26 protein-coding genes and 1 tRNA gene are annotated in these 19,594 nt (G+C 38.6%); 1 reads left to right on the forward strand and 26 read right to left on the reverse strand.

Translation table 11 applies throughout. The annotated features are described in order from the left end of the window. From PHO70_04895 to hisG, 11 genes are all read right to left on the reverse strand, one after another. Nucleotides 1–104 (reverse strand): aminoacyl-tRNA hydrolase (locus PHO70_04895; GenBank protein ID MDD5432308.1); only part of this gene is annotated, 104 nt, incomplete at its 3' end. A gap of 3 nt (nucleotides 105–107) precedes the next feature. After that, on the reverse strand, nucleotides 108–809 hold the full coding sequence (locus PHO70_04900) for a 50S ribosomal protein L25 (protein MDD5432309.1): 702 nt from the start codon (nucleotides 807–809) through the stop codon (nucleotides 108–110). Between the two features lie 37 nt (nucleotides 810–846). Then, nucleotides 847–1,785, reverse strand: coding sequence for a ribose-phosphate pyrophosphokinase (locus PHO70_04905; GenBank protein ID MDD5432310.1), 939 nt, complete (start codon nucleotides 1,783–1,785; stop codon nucleotides 847–849). Between the two features lie 9 nt (nucleotides 1,786–1,794). Continuing rightward, nucleotides 1,795–3,042, reverse strand: a complete 1,248-nt coding sequence (locus PHO70_04910) for an NTP transferase domain-containing protein (protein ID MDD5432311.1) — start codon at nucleotides 3,040–3,042, stop codon at nucleotides 1,795–1,797. Nucleotides 3,043–3,062: 20 nt separating this feature from the next. Then, nucleotides 3,063–3,133: transfer RNA gene (locus PHO70_04915), tRNA-Gln, on the reverse strand. 51 nt (nucleotides 3,134–3,184) lie between these two features. After that, entirely contained in the window at nucleotides 3,185–3,568 is a 384-nt protein-coding gene (locus PHO70_04920) for a SpoVG family protein (protein ID MDD5432312.1), read from the reverse strand. 76 nt (nucleotides 3,569–3,644) lie between these two features. Then, a complete protein-coding gene (gene ispE / locus PHO70_04925) occupies nucleotides 3,645–4,544 on the reverse strand; it encodes a 4-(cytidine 5'-diphospho)-2-C-methyl-D-erythritol kinase (GenBank protein MDD5432313.1) in 900 nt (299 codons plus the stop codon). A gap of 24 nt (nucleotides 4,545–4,568) precedes the next feature. Continuing rightward, a complete protein-coding gene (locus PHO70_04930; GenBank protein MDD5432314.1) occupies nucleotides 4,569–5,498 on the reverse strand; it encodes a transketolase family protein in 930 nt (309 codons plus the stop codon). A 5-nt stretch (nucleotides 5,499–5,503) separates the two neighbouring features. Further along, a complete protein-coding gene (locus PHO70_04935) occupies nucleotides 5,504–6,325 on the reverse strand; it encodes a transketolase (GenBank protein ID MDD5432315.1) in 822 nt (273 codons plus the stop codon). A gap of 2 nt (nucleotides 6,326–6,327) precedes the next feature. Further along, the gene (locus PHO70_04940; protein ID MDD5432316.1) at nucleotides 6,328–7,305 is read right to left on the reverse strand and encodes a tetratricopeptide repeat protein; all 978 of its coding nucleotides are present in this window, start codon (nucleotides 7,303–7,305) and stop codon (nucleotides 6,328–6,330) included. 144 nt (nucleotides 7,306–7,449) lie between these two features. After that, nucleotides 7,450–8,334: an ATP phosphoribosyltransferase gene (gene hisG / locus PHO70_04945; protein MDD5432317.1), complete on the reverse strand. Its 885-nt coding sequence runs from the start codon at nucleotides 8,332–8,334 to the stop codon at nucleotides 7,450–7,452. A gap of 289 nt (nucleotides 8,335–8,623) precedes the next feature. Between hisG and PHO70_04950 the strand changes: the two genes are divergently transcribed. After that, nucleotides 8,624–10,021, forward strand: a complete 1,398-nt coding sequence (locus tag PHO70_04950; protein MDD5432318.1) for a SurA N-terminal domain-containing protein — start codon at nucleotides 8,624–8,626, stop codon at nucleotides 10,019–10,021. Nucleotides 10,022–10,152: 131 nt separating this feature from the next. Here PHO70_04950 and PHO70_04955 read toward each other — a convergent pair whose 3' ends face one another. The 15 genes from PHO70_04955 to PHO70_05025 form a co-directional block, all read right to left on the reverse strand. Continuing rightward, nucleotides 10,153–10,335 (reverse strand): ferredoxin, encoded by a 183-nt coding sequence (locus tag PHO70_04955; protein ID MDD5432319.1) that lies wholly within the window; start codon nucleotides 10,333–10,335, stop codon nucleotides 10,153–10,155. Between the two features lie 63 nt (nucleotides 10,336–10,398). Beyond that, nucleotides 10,399–10,878 carry a ferritin-like domain-containing protein gene (locus tag PHO70_04960; protein ID MDD5432320.1) on the reverse strand — a complete coding sequence of 160 codons (480 nt, stop codon included), beginning with the start codon at nucleotides 10,876–10,878 and terminating at the stop codon, nucleotides 10,399–10,401. A 32-nt stretch (nucleotides 10,879–10,910) separates the two neighbouring features. After that, nucleotides 10,911–11,786 (reverse strand): thiamine pyrophosphate-dependent enzyme, encoded by an 876-nt coding sequence (locus PHO70_04965; protein ID MDD5432321.1) that lies wholly within the window; start codon nucleotides 11,784–11,786, stop codon nucleotides 10,911–10,913. Beyond that, nucleotides 11,779–12,960, reverse strand: a complete 1,182-nt coding sequence (gene porA, locus PHO70_04970; GenBank protein ID MDD5432322.1) for a pyruvate ferredoxin oxidoreductase — start codon at nucleotides 12,958–12,960, stop codon at nucleotides 11,779–11,781. Before porA ends, PHO70_04965 begins: the two co-directional genes overlap by 8 nt. A gap of 3 nt (nucleotides 12,961–12,963) precedes the next feature. Further along, nucleotides 12,964–13,239 carry a 4Fe-4S binding protein gene (locus tag PHO70_04975; protein MDD5432323.1) on the reverse strand — a complete coding sequence of 92 codons (276 nt, stop codon included), beginning with the start codon at nucleotides 13,237–13,239 and terminating at the stop codon, nucleotides 12,964–12,966. A 1-nt stretch (nucleotide 13,240) separates the two neighbouring features. Then, nucleotides 13,241–13,786: a 2-oxoacid:acceptor oxidoreductase family protein gene (locus tag PHO70_04980; GenBank protein ID MDD5432324.1), complete on the reverse strand. Its 546-nt coding sequence runs from the start codon at nucleotides 13,784–13,786 to the stop codon at nucleotides 13,241–13,243. A 78-nt stretch (nucleotides 13,787–13,864) separates the two neighbouring features. Next, a complete protein-coding gene (locus PHO70_04985; GenBank protein MDD5432325.1) occupies nucleotides 13,865–14,899 on the reverse strand; it encodes a hypothetical protein in 1,035 nt (344 codons plus the stop codon). Beyond that, nucleotides 14,896–15,357 carry a pyridoxamine 5'-phosphate oxidase family protein gene (locus PHO70_04990; GenBank protein ID MDD5432326.1) on the reverse strand — a complete coding sequence of 154 codons (462 nt, stop codon included), beginning with the start codon at nucleotides 15,355–15,357 and terminating at the stop codon, nucleotides 14,896–14,898. The genes PHO70_04985 and PHO70_04990 overlap by 4 nt, the downstream gene beginning before the upstream one ends. A 4-nt stretch (nucleotides 15,358–15,361) precedes the next feature. Then, complete coding sequence (locus PHO70_04995) at nucleotides 15,362–15,748, reverse strand: hypothetical protein (protein ID MDD5432327.1); 387 nt, start codon at nucleotides 15,746–15,748, stop codon at nucleotides 15,362–15,364. A 5-nt stretch (nucleotides 15,749–15,753) separates the two neighbouring features. After that, complete coding sequence (locus PHO70_05000) at nucleotides 15,754–16,050, reverse strand: YbaB/EbfC family nucleoid-associated protein (protein ID MDD5432328.1); 297 nt, start codon at nucleotides 16,048–16,050, stop codon at nucleotides 15,754–15,756. A gap of 13 nt (nucleotides 16,051–16,063) precedes the next feature. Next, nucleotides 16,064–16,690, reverse strand: coding sequence for a lactate utilization protein (locus tag PHO70_05005; protein MDD5432329.1), 627 nt, complete (start codon nucleotides 16,688–16,690; stop codon nucleotides 16,064–16,066). 15 nt (nucleotides 16,691–16,705) lie between these two features. Continuing rightward, nucleotides 16,706–18,064, reverse strand: coding sequence for a nicotinate phosphoribosyltransferase (locus PHO70_05010; GenBank protein MDD5432330.1), 1,359 nt, complete (start codon nucleotides 18,062–18,064; stop codon nucleotides 16,706–16,708). A gap of 1 nt (nucleotide 18,065) precedes the next feature. Beyond that, nucleotides 18,066–18,530, reverse strand: coding sequence for a TlpA disulfide reductase family protein (locus PHO70_05015; GenBank protein ID MDD5432331.1), 465 nt, complete (start codon nucleotides 18,528–18,530; stop codon nucleotides 18,066–18,068). Then, nucleotides 18,530–19,198 (reverse strand): cytochrome c biogenesis protein CcdA, encoded by a 669-nt coding sequence (locus tag PHO70_05020; GenBank protein ID MDD5432332.1) that lies wholly within the window; start codon nucleotides 19,196–19,198, stop codon nucleotides 18,530–18,532. The genes PHO70_05015 and PHO70_05020 overlap by 1 nt, the downstream gene beginning before the upstream one ends. Continuing rightward, the gene (locus PHO70_05025) at nucleotides 19,182–19,493 is read right to left on the reverse strand and encodes a divalent-cation tolerance protein CutA (GenBank protein ID MDD5432333.1); all 312 of its coding nucleotides are present in this window, start codon (nucleotides 19,491–19,493) and stop codon (nucleotides 19,182–19,184) included. The genes PHO70_05020 and PHO70_05025 overlap by 17 nt, the downstream gene beginning before the upstream one ends. Nucleotides 19,494–19,594 lie beyond the last annotated feature (101 nt).

Here is a 19,594-nt window from a genome sequence, read left to right on the forward strand (position 1 = left end):
ATTTTATAAGCTTTTGCCAAAGACTTGATTGCGGAAAACCCGATATTGTGCCTTGAATCGGCGTATTTATCTCCAGGGTTGCCTAAGCCTACAATTAATTTCATTCCTTATTTATTTTCTTCCTTCTTTTCTTCAGATTTCTTCTCTTCGCCGCCTTCAGCAGGGACTTCTTTCTTCTCTTTAATAACTTCCGGTTCCTGCTTAGCTTCACCTTCAACAGCTTCAGGCACAACTTCTTCTTTCATCGGAGCGGCAATCGTTAAGACAATTGAACCCGGGTCGCTTAAAACTTTAATGCCATCCGGCAGAACAATATCTTTTACGTGGATAGAATCCCCCATCTTTAATTGGCTAATATCTATCTCAATATTCTTAGGAATATTCGTAGGCAAACACTCAACCTCAATTTCCCAGAGGATATGCTCCAAAGATCCGCCTTCCTGCTTGACGCCGATAGATTCACCCTTTGTTTCGACAGGAATATTAACTTTAATAGCCTTAGTCAAAGATATCTCATTAAAATCAACGTGCACAATATCTCCATGCACCGGATCATACTGAATTTCTTTGATCAAACAAGGCCGCGGCTTATTTTTTTTGTCATCTTTTACGTTAAGATTAATAACAACACCTTCAATTCTGTGCTCATGTATTAATCTAATCAATACACCCTTAGAAACCTTAAGCGGCATTGATTCTTTACCGTCTTTATAAACGACCGCGGGGATAAAACCCTGTTTCTTTATGCTATTAACCTTTCCCCTTCCTACACCTTCTCTTTGTTCAACGTCCAAAAATAATTCTTCCATTTTTCCTTTCTTCCTTTCAATGCATAATTAACTGCTATTAATCAAATAATGAACTAACCGATTCTTCAATATGAATCCGTCTTATTGCCTCCCCCAAAAGCTGGGCAACTGACAAAACTTTAATCTTAGGATTAACCTTGCCGTCTGTAACAGGAATACTATCCGTAATTAAAAGCTCTGACAAATCTTTGCAATCATTAATCCTTTGTATCGCAGGGCCTGACAAAACACCATGCGTTATTGCAGCCCTTATAGTCTTTGCGCCGAAATTCTTTAAAGCTACCACTGCTTCAATCAAAGAACTTCCCGTCGCAATCAAATCATCGGTGATAATAGCATTTTTGCCTTTGACTTCACCGAGTATATGCATTACTTCTGTTTTCTCCGGAGAATCCCTTCTTTTATCTATAATCGCAAGGCCTGCGGAAAGCCTTTTTGCGTAAGCACGTGCCATTTTAATACTACCCACATCGGGAGACACGATAACCAAATCAGGTAGATTTAATTTTTCAAGGTAATCTTCAAAAACACCTATTGAAAAAAGATGGTCTACAGGAATATCAAAGAATCCTTGTATTTGCCCTGCATGCAAGTCCATAGTTAAAATCCTGTTTGCTCCGGCAGTAGTCAATAAATTAGCAACGAGCTTTGCGGTTATAGGAACACGCGGCTGGTCTTTTCTGTCCTGCCGGGCATAACCAAAATAGGGAATTACCGCTGTAATGCGATTAGCAGACGCTCTTTTTAAAGCGTCAATCATTACCAAAAGCTCCATAATATTCTCGTTTGAAGGAGGGCAAGTCGGCTGAATCACAAAAACATCCTTACCTCTCACATTCTCATTAACCTTGACCCGGACTTCACCTTCGCTAAACCTTGAGACTAAGGCATCTGACAACTTGATCTTAAGAGACTCACAAATATCTTTTGATAATTGCAAATGTGCATTGCCGCTAAAGACCATTAATTTATCCATCTATTCCCCTTATTTTTTTATCGGCCTGGCCGGGATACCGACAACTGTCGTGTTATCTGAAACATCCTTGATAACTACAGAGCCCGCTCCGGTTTTAGCAGATTTTCCAATTTTTACGGGAGCAACCAATATAGAATCCGAACCTATAAAAGCATTATCTTTTATTACGGTAGGATTTTTCTTTTTGCCGTTAAAATTGGCAATTACGACGCCTGCGCCAATATTAACGTTATCACCTATTGAACTATCTCCAAGATAACAAAAATGTTTAGCAAAACAACCACTGCCGATCTTTGAACGGGCTATTTCAAGAAAATTGCCTACAAAACTTCTATCGGCAATCTCTACATCCTCTCTAAGATGGACAAAAGGGCCCACAGAACAGCATTTACCAATTTTAACACCCTTTTCTATGACTGTAAAGGGATAAATCGTCGTATCTTGGCCGATCTTAGTGCCAAAATTAATGAAAGTTGAAGCGGGATCTACAATAGAAACCCCTTCTTTCATCAATTCTTCGTTAATCCTTATCTGCATAATCCTGTTTGCCTTAGCCAATTCAATGCGCGAATTAATTCCCATAGCCTCATCAACGTCACAAACCTTAACAGAATCAAGCAAGCCTTTGTTATTATAAATAATGCCAAAAGTATCGGTAAGATAATATTCTTTTTTGCGGTTATTAGGCTTTACCTGCTTAAGGGCGCTGATTAATTTATCTTTTTTAAAACAAACAATGCCTGTATTAATCTCTTTGATTTCCTTTTGCACTTCATCAGCGTCTTTTTCTTCTACTATTCCGCAAATCGTATTGTATTTATCCCTAAGAATCCTTCCGTATCCCTGCGGCTTATCCACATTTGCCGTTAAAAGCGTAGCATCCAGATCGTTTGCAGAATGATGCTTAATTAGCTTTGCTATAGTTTCTTTTCTTAGTAACGGGATATCCCCGTAAAGGACGAGAATCGTCCCCTTGAAATTCCCTAAAGCAAAAAGGGCAATCTTAACAGCACTTGCAGTGCCATCAACCTTCTTTTGGATTACTGTTTTAATCCCGCTTCTTAGGACTTTACTTACTTCTTGATGCTTATGCCCGAGTACAATAACGGAATCCTTGATTTTTAAATCACGCACAGTATCCAAAACAAATTCCAGCATCGGACGGCCGCAAACAGGATGCAAAACCTTCGGGAGCTCGGATTTCATCCTCTCCCCTTTGCCTGCTGCCAAGATTATCACTGCCACTTTATTTTTCATAGTTTTTTTAAGTTTCCAAATTGCCCGGCAAGGATTCGAACCTTGACAGTCAGACCCAAATTCTGATGTGCTACCATTACACTACCGGGCAGGTATTAAAGTTCGATCCTACTTTAAAAGTATTGCTATTGTAAGAGAATAATTAGACCTTAACCTTCTCTCTATCAAACGCCTCTAGAACCTTCCTCTGGAGCAAATCTCTAAATGACTGCGTTATCGGATGGGCAATATCTTTATGCTCTAATTGAGCACTACTTGATGATTCCTGCGCCAACGGCCTTGTATTAACAGGCAATTGCAGGCCGCACTGATTACAATATTTGCTCCGCAGTTCATTTTTAAAGCTGCACTTTGTGCACGGCTGCTTTATTTTCCTTGAAGGCATAGCGATGAATAAACCTGTTGTGCCTTCAATAACCTTAATATTCCTAACCACGAAAGAATTATCAAAAGTAACGGTTGCGTAGGCTTTTAATTTTTTATCCGGTGAATCTTTAAGAGCGATCCTAACCTCGGTAATCTCCATTACCATCCTCCTTCAATGAACTCAAAACTTATGGAGTATAAAAACATAAGCTTTGTTTTGCTTAATTTGCTCTATACTAAAATGTCCTCGCCACAAAAACTTCTTTCCGAATATCAAAATTTAAAAGTTTTTTACGCAGCAATTCAGCTTTCTTTTTTGAAGAAACAATTGCGAAAACCGATGATCCGCTGCCGGACATTAATATTAGCTCGGCACCTGATTGAGCGAGCATATTTTTGACTTTTTTAACTTTTGGATAGAGACTAAACGTAATATCTTCCAAGCTGTTAAGTAAAAGCCCCGTCATTGAAGAAAGATCAAATCTTGCTAATGTTGAAGTTAATATTTTAACACTTGAGCAGGGTATTGTCAACCCTACTTTTTTATTTTTTATACGGTTAAAATCATCCCATTTTTTGTATATTTGAGCGGTGGAAACATGTATTTTAGGCGTAACTAAAATATGCCACAGGCGTATGTTTTTTAACCCATTTAAAGGCTTAATTACCTGCCCCCTGCCTTTTCCAAGGGCAAATGGGGTATTATAGATAAAAAAAACCACATCGCTACCAATCTTACTCCCGAGGGCAGCAAGCCTTTTATTATTTAATCTAAGGCGCCACAGCTTATTTAGCCCCAAAAGCACAGTTGCGGCATTGCTTGAACCTCCCCCCAAGCCAGCGCCAACAGGTATACGCTTTACAATCTTAATATCCACACCCATTTTAACATTCTGGCTTTCCTGTAAAAGCTTGGCACTTCGGTATGCTAAATTTGAACAGTCTTTAGGGATATTGGATGAGCTGGAAATGATTCTAATTTCTCCGTCAGGGCGGGATTTAAGGATTATTTTATCGCAGAGGTTGATTCTTTCAAAGATTGTTTCTATATCATGGTAACCGTCGGATCGCCTCTTTAAAACTTTAAGGTAAAGATTTACCTTAGCATAAGAATTTAAAACTAAACTTTCCGCCAATTTACCACCGCTTACTTCTGGTTATTAGGATATTATGCGCAAAACCGCTTTTTCTATATCAGAGCTTGTAAGATTATATTCTTTCAGGAGCTCGGCAGGCTCTCCTGACTGGCCGTACCTGTTTCTTATTCCGATGCGGATAACTTTGGTAGGATGATTCTCTGCCACAACTTCATCAACGCTTGAAGCAAGGCCCCCTATTACAGCATGCTCCTCGCAAACAACAATACCCTTAGTCTCTTTGGCTGCTCTTAAAATTTCCTCGCTATCCAAAGGTTTTATTGTATGAATATTGATAACACGGGCATTAATGCCTTTTTTTGCCAAATTATCCGCGCAAGCTAATGCTTCCTGAACGAGGATCCCACAGGCAATAATAGTTACGTCATTACCCTTGGTTAAAACTTGCGCTTTACCAAACTTAAACTCACCCTTGTTTTCCAATGTAGGAAATTTAGACCTTCCTAAACGCACGTAAAAAGGCCCTTTTGTATTCACTGCGGCAATAATCGCTTCCCGCGTCTGAGGCCCATCGCAAGGGACAATAATATTCATATTCGGGATAACCCGCATAAGAGCGATATCTTCAAGTGCCTGATGGCTTGCTCCATCCGGCCCAACAGTAATTCCGGCGTGAGTTGCCACTATTTTAATATTAAAATTATTATAACTTACGGAATTCCTTACCTGATCCCAGGCGCGGCCAGTAGCAAATATGGCGAAGGTTGAAAGAAAAACAATTTTCTTACAGCTTGCTAATCCAGCGGAGGTTGCCATCATATTCTGCTCTGCAACCCCAAAATTAATAAACCTATCGGGAAATTCTTTGGCAAACATACTCGTACGGGTAGAGCTTGATAAATCCGCATCTAAAACTACAATATCATTATTAGCCTTTCCAAGCTCAACTAACGTCTTACCGTAAACATCCCGTTGGTATAATTGTTCAATCATATTGTCTACTCCAATTCTTTCAATGCTCTTTCTGTTTCTTCCTTGGTAGGAGCCTTACCATGGAAATCACAAACATTCTCCATGAAAGAAACGCCTTTTCCTTTTATGGTCCGGGCGATAATTATTGTCGGCTTCCCTTTTAAGGTTTTTGCTTTTTCATAAGCCAAAAGGATTTCTTCCATGTTATGCCCGTCAATTTCAATTGTATTCCAGCCAAAAGCCTGCCATTTTGCGGCTAAAGGTTCTAACCCCATAACATTGCATATTTTTCCATCAATTTGGAAACCATTGTAATCTAAAATTGCACAAAGATTATCGCTTTTAAAATGCGCACAAGCCATTGCCGCTTCCCAAATATTACCTTCTTGAGTCTCGCCATCCCCCATAAGCACATAAACACGGTAATCCCTCTTATCAATCTTACCTGCTAAACTAATGCCTAAACCCACAGATAAACCTTGGCCCAGAGACCCTGAAGCTGATTCAATCCCCGGAGTCCTTCTATCCGGATGGCCTTGCAATAAAGAACCCAGCTGCCTTAAGGTCATAAGTTTTTCTTTAGGAAAGTATCCTGATTCGGCTAACACTGCATACCACAAAGGGCAACAATGGCCTTTTGACATATGGAACCTATCCCGGTCAGGCCAACTTGGGTCCTTAGGGTTATGTTTTAAAACTGAAAAATATAAAGCTGTAATCAAATCTGTCGCGGAAAGGCTGCCTCCGGGATGCCCAGAACCTGCTTTACCAAGCATTTCTATAATAAGCCTTCTGATCTGCTTTGCTTTATCCTGTAATTCTTTTATTTGAGCCTGAGAATATTCCATAATTATTTTTTTAAAGTAACCCCTGCTAATTTTTTCTTTACCTTATCCTGCTTAGGGTCAAGGCTTAAAGATTTTTCCCAGTTAGATTTTGCTTTTTGTTGATTCTTTAACTTATAATAAGTATCTGCCAGGTGGTCATATATTATCGGATCATCTTCCAAACTAGCAGCTTTCTCTAAATTCTTCAATGCCTGCTCAAAATTGCCTTTTTTAAAATAATACCAACCCAAGCTATCAATATAAGCCCCGCTATTAGGCTCTAGCTCTATCGCCTTATTTATCAAAGTAAAAGCCTTATCTAAATTCTTGTTTGCTTCTACATAAATATAGCCCAAATAATTCAATGCTTCGTGATAATCAGCCTTAAGCTCAATTGCGCGTTTTAATTCTTTCTCGGCAAGATCAAATTTATTCAACTCATTGTAAATACTTCCAAGATAAAAATGCACTGAAGCATCATTGGGAGACAAACCGAGAACAATCTTATAGTTTTCTTCAGCTTCTTTAAATTTTCTCTGCTGCAGATAAATTGCCCCTAAACTCTTAAAAATATCTGCATTCTTAGGCTGGAGTTTGGCCGCATTCTTTAATGCTGCTTCATACTCCGATCTGGCTAAATCAATCTTATTTTCTGAAGTATACAGGATAGCTAAGATAGCATGCGGCTCAACTGCTTCTGGGTCAAGACGGATAGCGGTATTTAATTCTGTTGCAGCCTCGGAAAAGTTGTACTTTTTTATAAGCCCTACGGCCAGATTCAAGTGGATAACCGAACTTTCATTATCCGACTTCAAAGCACTTTTATATTCCTGCAGCGCTTTGTCAAGGTCGCCAAAATCATCATACATAACACCCATTATATAATGACTGACGGCTTCCGAATTGCAACTATCAGAAGAAAAAACTTCTGAATTTATAAATAAGCTTGCCAAGAGGAATAAAAACATTACTCCTGCAAACTTCTTATTCCAAGAAGTCATAATTTAACCAAATTAGACTTTAAAAGAAATTACGCCCAGGCTCTCTTCTTGATATGGCGAAGACGGCGACGCATCTTCTTTCTTTTATGAGTCTTTATTTTCTGTCTTTTTCTTTTCTTACCGCAAGGCATTAATTGCTCCTTATCAATAAATAACTTTATTTAACGGGTATTCAATAATTCCTGTTGCACCGGCATTCTTTAATTCAGGAATAAGAATACGGACAATTTTTTCATCTATAATGGTTTCAACCGCAAACCAGCCGTCTCCGGAAAGGCCGGATATGGTTGGATTCTTTAACGCAGGGAGCTTTGATAACACTGCCTTAAGATTTTCTTTTCTAACATTCATTTTAAGGCCAACCTTCTCTTCAGCAGCAATAGCTCCTTTTAATAGAAGGGCGATTTGTTCCATTTTACACTTTTTCCAAGCGTCTTTATATGAAGATTTATTTGCAATAAATTGAGTCGTAGATTCACAGAGGGTTGCGATTTCAATTAATTTATTTGCCTTTAAGCTTCTGCCTGTTTCAGTTAATTCAACAATAGCATCAACTAAGCCAGCACTCACCTTTACTTCAGTTGCTCCCCAGCTAAACTCCACCTCAACATTAACCTTGTTTTTCTTGAAGAAATTCTTGGTCACGTTAACCAGTTCAGTAGCAATCCGCTTACCCTTAAGGTCCTTTGCAGATTTAAAACCTGAATCCTGAGGAACAGCCAAAACCCATCTTACTTTATTAAGGCTTTGTTTTGCGTAAATGAGCTCTGAAACCCTAACTACATCCGAACCATTCTCTAAGACCCAATCGTTGCCGGTTATTCCGCAATCTAAAGCGCCATCTTGCACATATCTGGACATCTCTTGCGCGCGCAAAAGCACTACTTCAATCCCCGGATCATCTATAGACGGGAAATACGACCTTTCACTGGATAATTTTACATTAAAACCAGCCTTCTTAAACATCTTGAAGGTTGATTCCTGAAGGCTTCCTTTGGGCAAACCTAATTTTAATATTTTATCTTTCATCGCAGATTATCCTCAATTTTGCTTTTTCTTTTAACACGGATAGTTATTATACTTATATATTAATATTTTGTAAAGCAAATTATTTGAAGATAAAATTGAGAAAAAGTAAGTCCTCAGCGGATGGACGTTCAAGACAGAGCCCTTGCCGCGCGCAGTGGGCGAGCACGGCGAGGTGGCTTGAACGGCCAGCCGCTACCCCCTAGTTTTTATTGCAAAATTATGGTTTTAAACTATAATAAGTGAGTATTTGGCGCACTATTTAACTAAAGCAGCTAAAGGAGAGAATTAAATGCTTAAAATACTTAGAGATAAGAAATTACGAAAGACAGTTTTTATTGTTTTAAGCCTCATTATTATCCCCGCTTTTGCGCTGTGGGGCTTTATTGATGCAGCCCACAAGAAGAAAGAACCAGCTTCCATAGGAAAAATCTTCGGCCATAACATAACCCCTCTTGAATTCAAGGAGGCAGCGGATGCAGTAAGAATATCAGCAATCATGCAATTTGGAGATAAGTTTGAAGAGGTAAAGAAATACCTGAACTTTGACCAGCAGGCATGGGAAAGACTGATATTAATCTATGAAGCAAAAAATCGCAATATCAAGGCAAGCGACAAAGAAGTTATAGAATTAATAGAAAGCTACCCATTCTTCCAACGCAATAAGCAATTTGACCAGAAAATTTATGCCGAGATATTGCGTTACGTTTTTCGCATACAACCAAGGGCATTTGAAGAACAAACCCGTAAAAATATAATCATATCCAAACTATACAAACAAATTACCGATAAAGTAAAAGTAACCGATACCGAGATTAAAGAAGAATACCGTAGAGCCAATGAAGAAATCAGTGTTTCCTATATCGCCGCAATTCCTTCTGAATTAGGCAAAACCTTGAATCCTGCTGATTCGGAGGTAAAAGAATATTTTGATAAAAATTCTTTGCAATTCAAACAGCCTCTTTCTTTTAACCTTATCTATGCAACAGATGAATCCGATAAAAAAATTAATAACTTGCTTGAGAAAATAAACAAAAAAATAGACTTTAATCAGGCAGCAAAAGAATTATCTCTGGAGGTTAAAGAAACTGGTTTCTTTAACTCAAATGAACCTATACCGGGAATTGGCTGGGCTATGGATATCTTAAAACAGATAAATAATCTGGAAATCGGGAAACATACTCCGGTAGTTAATATTGAAAAAAAGTACTACTTGTTTGAGCTTAAAGATAAAAAGGAAGCTTTTATACCTGAATTTGATAAAATAAAAGACAAAGTTAAAGAAACGCTCATAAAAGAGCAATCTTCAAAAATCGCAAAAGAAAAGATTGAAAAAGCACTAAGCGAATTAAAAGAAGCTTCTAAATTAAATAAGAATTCCGTTAATTTTGAGAAAGTTGCAAAAACAAATGGCCTAAAGGCTGAAAATACAAAACCGTTTAAATACGGAAGCTACATTGAAGGAATCGGCGGCACTGACAATTTCTGGACTCAAGCGCAATTGCTAAAAGAAAATGAATTTAGCCAGGTAATCAACATGCCTTCAGGTTATTTTATCATTAAAATGAAGGCCCGCCTCCCAGTTGACGAAAAGAAGTTTGAAAGCGAGAAATCGGATTTTAGCAAACAGTTACTTTCACAAAAACAACAGGAAGAATTCGGGAAGTTTATTGAAAAATTGAAGAAGTAATACTTTTACATAATAAAACCCCGCTTCTCTTTTAAAGAAAAGCGGGGTAAATAAAAGGGACGGTTCTATTTTTTGAACTTTGATTTCTTAAAAAATAGAACCGTCCCCTTTATTTAATTTTTTGTATTTGATTAACTTACTTTGATTGCAGTTACAGGGCATTGATCCGCAACTTCTTGAAGATTACAGCCTGCACAATCCTGTTTCTTTACATGTGCGATACCGTCTCCTTGCACCTCAAAGACTTCAGGGCAAACTTGTTCACATAATCCACATCCTACGCAAGTTGAAGCATCAACTGTTACTTTTGCCATTTTTTACTATCTCCTTCTTAAAAACGGGGTTAAGATTTAATTATGTCCCCTTGGTCTTAAAACTTATCTTTCCACCAAATTCTCAAACATCTCTTCGTGATTTACTTCTTCAGAAAGGATGTGAGTTACTAATTGATACGTAACATTATCTTTTCCTAAAGTCTTTTTGGCAATTTTATTATAAACCTCAATTGCCCCAGCTTCTGCTTCAGCAACTATGCGGATAATTCTATTGATATCTGCTGTATTCTTTGGAGGCATTAAATAAGGAGCATTTGCATTCTTTTCTAATTCCATAGGATTAGCTATCGGGGTATCGCCGAGTTTAACGATTAAATCCGCAATTTCAGTCGCATGTTCCAATTCATCTTTTGCAATTTTATTCAGCATCTCTGCAATATCTTCATAAGCCTTGCCGGAAACAGTCTGCGCCATAAACCAATAAAGATAAAACGCAAGCCACTCATCAGCATAAGCCTTATTCAAATCTTTACACAATTCTTTTAAGCTTAAATCCACGATTGCCCTTGCCTGTTTTCCCATAACTTACCTCCCTCTTGCTTTTTGCGCTACTATTATGCTTGGACTTTCAAGCCGTACTTATTTATATTAAAATCCGCTATCCCCTGAATCTGTTTTATTGCTTCAGGATTATTCAGCAGATGTTTAAACCTTCCTTGTGCTTTCAGGTATTCCTCAACCGGCTTAGGAGTAATCTGTTTCTTTGAGATTAAAACTCCATTCTCATATTCAATCAAAGGATAAAGCGCTGTCTCAACCGCAAGCTTAGCAACTTCCTGAATCAAACTTGCTTCGTAACGCCAGCCTAAAGGGCAAGGAGAATGAATCTGCATATATTTAGGGCCTTTGATTGATAAAGCTTTTTTTACCTTTCGCTGTAAATCTTGGGGGAATGCCACAGAACAAGTTGCAACATAAGGAATACCATGTGCCAAGGCAATTTCCGGCATAGGTTTCTTGGGCCTGACATTACCTATTGATTTTACTCCGATAGGGCTTGTGGTAGTATTGGTATCGTAAGGCGTTAACCCGCTTCTCTGAATACCGGTATTCATATAAGCTTCGTTATCATAGCAAACATATAGAATATCATGCCCTCTTTCAAGCATTCCTGAGAGCGCCTGTAAGCCGATATCAGCGGTAGAACCATCTCCACCCTGCGCAATCACATTGATATTTTCTTTTGTTCCTAAATATTTCAAACCCGCCTCTACACCTGAAGCAACTGCAGCGGCATTTTCAAAAAGAGAATGCATCCATGGGACATTCCAAGCTGATTCAGGGAAATTTGTGGAAAACACTTCGAGGCAACCGGTATTATTTACAACTACCGTATTCTTACCAGCAGCATCAATAACTAATCGCGCTGCCAATGATTGGCCACAGCCAGCACACGCTGTATGCCCAGGGCTAAATAGATAATTATTCATAGCTTTCCTTTAATAGTTCTGGTTTTAAATCAATGAATTCGCCTTCAATTTCTTTAGTAGTCAACAACCTGTATATTTCTTTAATTGAGTCTTTAGTGATATCGCGGCCGCCTAAGCCAACTATAAAACTACTAATAACCTCAGGGGTTTTTTTCTTGCCAAAGAATGCACCTTTTACCTCTGAAACTAAAGGCGCCTGAGCACCTAAAGAAACAGCCCTGTCTAAAACTGCGATTTTAGGAACCGCTTTAAGTGCATTATAAATTGCCTCCGCGGGAAACGGCCTATAACTAACTATTTTTAATAAGCCGACCTTTTTGCCTTTTGCGCGCAAGTCATCAATAACATCTTTAATCGTCCCGCAAACCGAACCCATCGCTATTATTACTCTTTCCGCGTCTTTAACCTGGTATTCTTCAACTAATCCGGGATAATTTCTTCCGAATGCTTTGGAGAAATCAGAAAAAACCTGCGGAATAAATTTCAAGGCTTCTTCAAGGGTCTTTTGCAGAGCATAGCGTGTTTCCATGTAATAATCAGGGCCTACTAAGGGGCCGATAGTCATCGGATTATTTACATCTAGGTGATAAAGCGGTTTGTAAGCAGGGAGGAATTTATCTACTTGCTCCTGAGAGGGGATATCAACTGTTTCAATTCCATGAGTAAGGATAAAACCATCCATACACACCATCACCGGAAGCATCATACTCTTATCTTCAGAAATTCTGTAAGCCATGAAGTGCAAATCTACTGCCTCCTGGATATTCTCGGCAAAAAGCTGAATCCAGCCGGAATCACGCAAAGAAACCGAATCCTGCTGATCATTCCAGATATTAATCGGAGCTGAAATAGCGCGGTTTGCGCAAGTCATAACCAAAGGCATGCGAAGCCCGGCTATATTAAAAACAACCTCCATCATATAAAATAACCCCTGAGAACTAGTCGCTGTGTAAGAACGAACTCCTGCTCCAACTCCTCCCAAGACTACAGAAGCTGCGGAATGCTCAGATTCTACATTAACAAACTGTGAATCAAGCTTGCCGTCAGCAACCATCTGCGCCAAGTCTTCAACGATATGGGTCTGAGGAGTAATCGGATACGCTGAGATAACTCCCGGCCTGCATAATTTAACCGCTTCCGCTACTGCATGAGAACCTTCAAAAAACTCTTTCATATTTTATTCCTTCTTCCCTTCCGCTGATTCTTCTTTAATCATCACAATATCTTTTTTTGGACAAATAAACGCGCAAAAACCGCAGCCCTTACAATAATTATAATCACAAATATAGGTATTCTTTTCTGTGCCTGAAATACAACCTTCGGGACAGACCGAAAGGCACATTTTGCAACCAATGCAATTCTTCTGCAGGAATTTCGGCTTTAACTCTATTCGCCAAGAACCTGTTTTATTATTCTTACTTGAACCCGATTTTACAATTAACGGACCAAACATATTATTTTCCTTTTTTTATGAATTCAAAACCTTCTTTTACAGCTTGAATATTTGCTTCCTGAGCCTTACCGGAAAACCTTCTTTTTATCGCCTCAAGCAGCGCTTCCAAAGTAAGCTCTCCTGTTGCAGCACAAAAAGCGCCCAACAAAGCAGTATTTCCTAGAGGCCTACCGATTGTTTTCATCGCGATATCATTAGCTGGAACCATAAAAACCTTCTGTTTTGCTCCAACCTTAGGTGCAACATCTCCCTCTTTCTGATTAATAATGGCAATCCCATTCTCTTTTAATCCAGAAAAACAGTTGAAACCTCGCATTAATGTAGCATCCATGATAACCAGATAATCAGGTTCATAAATCTGGCTTCTTAACCTGACAGGCTTTGAGTCAACACGGACAAAAGCATTCATCGGAGCACCCATTCTTGCTGCTCCAAAATGCGGGAATGCATAAGGATACATCCCTTTTACAAAATATGCATAACCCAATAATGTCGCCGTTGTAATGGCTCCCTGGCCTGCCCTTGCGTGTATACGTATCTCTTTCATCTAATTAAGCTCCTTCTATGGTAACAAAGTGAGAATCTATAATATAATCTTTATCCTGATTTGTCAAATAATTTATTTTTATTGGTTTTTTCTCAAAATCTGGGAGGTTTCAGCAAGAAGGCTAAATCTTGCTTCGGCTTCTTCAACGGTTAGCGTTCCCAAGCCGCAAGCAGTGCTTAAAGTCAAGTTTTCGAAAGCTAAATCTCTATCTGCACCCTTTTTCACCAAAATATCTGCCCCTTCAGCAACCTTTTTAGCTAAAGATGCTGCTGTTTCTTTGTCGCTAATACTTTGAGTCGGAACAACGCCCCAGCAAATCAAGCCGTTTCGCTTAAGAAAGGCGTTCAAATCTTTCGCGTAAAGCAGGAATTTATCCTGAAAATCAAAGGCATCAAAGTTAATAATATCAATGGCTTTAACATCCGTGAACATGGACCAATCGGTATTCCCGCAGCAATGAATACCCAGTAAACAATCCTTGGAATCAATAGCTTCTGTAAATTCTACTAAGCCTTTTACCACAGCCTCCCTGGTAAGAGGCGTATAGGCAGAGCCAAAACAACCTAAATAAGGTTCATCAATAAAAATAATGAGTTTCTTGCCAAACTCCCTGAATAAATCCAGCTGCCAACGAGCCTTCATGATCAGGCCCTTCATTATGACCTGCCAGAAGACTTCGTTATGCAATAAGGCAACACCATTTTCATCATTTAAACCCGCAGCAAAGGTAAACGGGCCGGTAACCTGGCATTTGATGTACTTAACTTGACTAAGGTCTTCCTTCTTAAGACGCTGGTATAATTTACTCAAGCCTAAAGCAAAATCAGAGCTTATTGAGAAATAATCCGAATTATTAGAAATTACCTCTTCGTAGAATTTTTCTAATTCCGCCTCTTGATTTTTCGCATTAAAGAATAGCCCTTCAGGAGAGATCTTAAGACAGGGTAGATTCTGGCTAAACTGAGCTATCATGCCTTCACAAATATCCCGTTTAGGTAATTGCGGCCAAAAAGGGACTTCGGGCAGGTATTTGAAAATTAAATCTAATGCAGAATCAGCATCGCGGTGAGGCAGGCTCCCAATCCCAATTGCCAAAGCTCTTAAATCGTTCATACGCTTTCTCTTTTTACACCGCTTGGCCCAATCTCTACTGCCTCTTCTATGCTTACCTTAAAAATAACAAACTTCTTAGGGATGGCGAGTTCATAACTTTCATGCCTTTTACCGGTAGTAATAGCATTAATAATTCTTTCTGTAGAAAGATTTATCTCTTTTTGTTCTAACTCCTTCACAATATCATCATATTCAGCGCCTTTTTCAAGTATTTGAACCGAACCATTTATCTGATAACCTCTCAAGCTCTCAGTATCCATAAAAGACAACCCAACACGCGGATTCATCTTAAGATTCTCCCAGGTCCTGCCAATTGTATAATCAACAAGATATATAGTGCTGTCTTCGCACCTAAGCAGGAATTTAGGCGCTGCGTTCGGCCGGCCTTTAAAATCGCAAGTGGCCACACTGATAAAATTCCTCATTTTTAATAATTCATTAATGCGCTTCTTTATCATTTGATTAAATATCCTTTATCACAAGGTCTTTTAGGACATTCCCAAAACAATCATTAAAATCATAGACGTCTTTGAAATCATCTATTGAATCCTCGTCGGTCTTCGCAAGAATCTTTTCCTTAACCATATTAAAGACAATATTGCCAAAATCCTGCGTTTTAAAAACTCCCCAATGGGTCAACACAGTCTTAGCCATCGGGCCGTATTGGTCAATTGCAAGGTCACGCAATCCCTCTAAAAGCTCTTTGCCACTGACATGAGTTTCTTTCTTCAGTTTGTTTTGAGTATAATGAAGGCCTTGCATTACAAACTCATAAGCATCCGGTTTATAACGCTTGTCCTTAACACTGAGAGCTTCAATAACTTTATAGAAATCCTTTTTTTCTTCCATTTATTTTAAGTCAAGCCCGGGATATTAAAACCGGTTACCTCTTTCATCTTCTGTGCTGCAACATCATGAGAACGCTTAATCGCTTTATTATAAATATCTTTAAAGGTTTTTTCAAGGTAAGTTTTATCCATAGAGCTAATCCCATCTTGAACCGACACTTCTTTTACTTCCTGAGCGCCATTCATTGTAATTTTCACCAAACCATCGTTTGAGGCAATCTCAAAATTAGTATTTTCTAATTCCCGCTTAACTTCCTGCATCTTCTTTTGCATATCCATAAGCTGCTTCATCTTATCAAACATATTTCTCCTTTGTTTAAAACCCTAATTTTTCACCAACCAAAATAACCTTAAGCCTGCCCGGCACAACTTCCGCTTCAATAATTAAGACTTGGCAACACATCCTCTTATAATCAGAGGGCAAACACACTTCAGGATTACAAACTCCCTCTTTTAAACAATAGCTCGGCCAATTCAGCCGTTTGCAATTAAGGGGAGTCGCGTATTCCCTTGCTCTTTTAAGAGCCGCTTCGACATTCGGGGTAATTTTATTAATTCCACAGACTACGATAACGTTTTTTGCGCTGGAAATTCCTGCTATGCGATTTCCATAGGCACTTAAAAAAATCAGTTCTCCTGATAAGGATAACGCGTTTGCACTGGTTAGATAATAATCTGCTTGCGAACCTTTATTCCTTAACTCTAAGCTTTCTTCTCTTGTTATCCCTGGCCTATATTGGTTAAAGACCTTGTTCCCGCGCAGCTCAAGGTGTTTTACAATCTCCAACTGGTCCAACGTAACCGATCCTGAAATCCCGACACTCGCAGCCAAGGGGATAGCCGACAAGACCCTGCCTCTTGCCTCTGTAATATCATTAGTAAAAATTCCGGAAATATTCCTTTTTTGCCAATTCCCAATTATCGTTTTTATTTCTTGTTCCATATTTAACTTTAAAATCTATTGCCTGCGCACCAATTGTTTTGATAAATCTTTTTTTAGTTTCTCTAATCCGGGGCTAAACAAGACTGGATACCTATAATCAGAATCAATTTCTTTCATTGCCACCGGGAAATATTTAAGATTTTGTTTTAGGTATATCCTTGATTGTTCAAGAGCAGGCGCTTTATAAACCAAGTTACCACCATGAATTACTTTCTTTAATAAAGGCTTGCCTTTTATCGCTTCATCCCAAAGGCCAATAATATCCTTAACAAACCTGCCTCGTTTATCTTTTATCCTATAAACTTGTTTTCTGCCCGGATAGGTAGCCTTACCTTTGCTGATTTTCATCTTAGGCTGAAACTTTCCGAATTCATCTGTAACTTCGCTTAATTTATATACAACATCTAAGACCGGAGCGTCAGTACTTGCCCCCATATTCGTCCCTACGCCGAAACTATCAATACAGGCCCCCTTAGAAAGCAAAACCTTGATTTTAAATTCATCCAAGTCTCCGCTGGCATAGATCTTAACATCTCCAAGCCCCGCTTGATTTAGCTTATGACGCGCAATCTTAGATAATGAGACAAAATCTCCGCTATCAAGCCTGATTCCAACTAATCTATGGCCCTTTTCTTTAAGAAACAAGCCGACTGTTACCGCATTTTCAATACCTTTTAATGTATCATACGTATCAACAAGAAGAATTGTTTTCTTAGGGAAAGTCTCTGCATACGCAAGAAAACTATCCAACTCGTGTCTAAAACTCATTACAAAAGAATGCGCCATTGTGCCGGCAACAGGTATTTTATACATCTTACCTGCCAATACATTTGATGTCCCGCTAAAGCCTGCCAGGTAAGAACTTCTTGCCACTTTTAAACCTGCCTCCGGGCCATGAGTCCTTCTTAAAGAAAAATCATAAACATTGGAAGACTTAGCACTCAGCACTATCCGTGAAGCTTTACTTGCAATCATTGACTGCAGATTAACTGTATTTAAAAGAACACTTTCAATGAGTTGGGTTTGAATAATTGGCGCTGTTACCCTTATTACCGTCTCCTGAGGAAAGAAAACCTCGCCCTCCGGAAGAGCCCAAAGATGCCCCTTAAAACGAAAATCTTTAAGATAACCTAGAAAATCCGGAGTGAAAAGTTTCAGGCTTTTTAAATATGCTAATTCGGCATCAACAAATCTTAAGTTCAAAACATACTTTAATATATCATCTAAACCTGCAGCAACCAGGTATGAACGGTTTTTAGGAAAATCGCGCACAAATAAATCAAAAGTAGCCCAAGTATCCTCCCGATAATGGAAATAACACTGGGCCATAGTAAGTTCGTATAAATCAACAAGAAGCGCATAACTATTATACATTTTATTTAGTAATTAATAACCTGTAAGCATCTTTTGAGAAAGAATTATCCTTGAGGGCTATTTCTCCTGCTTTAGTAATAAAAACATACGTTGGCACTCCAAGAAGTTCGTAAGACTGAGAAACGCTGGAATCATTGTCCAATAAAACATTTAGATTAAGGCTGCGCGCTTTAAGAAAACTCTCCACTTTATACTTCTCCTCCCCAACATCAATCACCAAGAGTTCAACCCCGTCTTTCTTAAAGTCTCCCGATAAATTCATTAACTCTTTTAGCTCTGCCCTGCAATATGGGCACCAAGTAGTCCAGAAGAATAAAATAACCGGCTTATTACCCTTCAAACTAGAGAATGATACCTCCTTGCCGGATATATCATTGAGTTTAAAATCCGGAGCATTCTGGGCAAAAAGCGGGTTTAAACAAAAAAACAAAGAAATAATAAACACCGCAACAAACGATTTTCTCATTAAAAACTCCTTATAGATAGATAAATAAAATATCCGCCCATGCCAATCAAGACAATCGCGAATAATACTTTGATGATTTTAAGCCATTTACCTGACTTTGGAAGATTAATTAATGCTGCACTAAAAAAACCTATTACAATTAAAACAAACCCCATACCAAAAGCAAAGGTAAACAAAAGAGTAGCGCCATACAACAGGTTCTTCTTTGCCGCTAAATAAGCCAATATAGAACCTAAGACCGGAGTCAGGCACGGAGAGACAACTAACCCGGAAACTAAACCGAAAATGAATCCCGATAAATATCCTTTTTTAGTAGAAACCGGCAGTTTTATTTTTATGGGAAAATTTAATGCAAAAAAATCCAACATTGACAGGCCAAAAATAATGATGATAATACCCACAACCAGATAAGTAACAGGATTAGTGCTAAAACTGCCAAATATTTTTCCGGACAATGACGCGATTAATCCCAAAATTGAATATGTAACCGCAACACCTGTTACATAAACTAAGCCTAAACTTAAACCTTTAAGTTTTGAACCACTGGAACTTATTCCGATGTAGCTTGCGCTAATTGGTATAAGAGGATATATACAAGGCGTGAAACTAACTAAAATTCCGCCCAAAAAAGCTAATAAATAATCTATTGGGCTACCTGAGAGCTGCATCAATCCACCTTAAGTATTTTTCTTCACCACTTACTATGGGTAAGGCAATTATTTCCGGGACTTCATAGCTATGCAGGGACTTTACAAGCTTAATAATCTTTGGCATATTTGATTTCTTTGATTTAATTATCAAGAGTGACTCTTTCGCCTTATCAACTTTCCCCTGCCATGTAAAAATTGAACTAACTCCGTCAATAATATTTACACAAGCAGCGAGCTTTTTTGAAATTAACCCATCAGCTATACACTCAGCTTCCTTTTTACTTGAAGCAGTAACAAAAACTACAACATACATACATTTACCCCTTTTAAAAGTTATTATATGAAGATTAACCTGCTATATCAAGAGCTTTTGCGCACTTCGTCCAGCGGGTGACGCCGAGCCGGGGCACCCCA

It is taken from the genome of Candidatus Omnitrophota bacterium, from assembly GCA_028715415.1.
In the GTDB taxonomy this organism is placed as follows: domain Bacteria; phylum Omnitrophota; class Gorgyraeia; order Gygaellales; family Profunditerraquicolaceae; genus JAQURX01.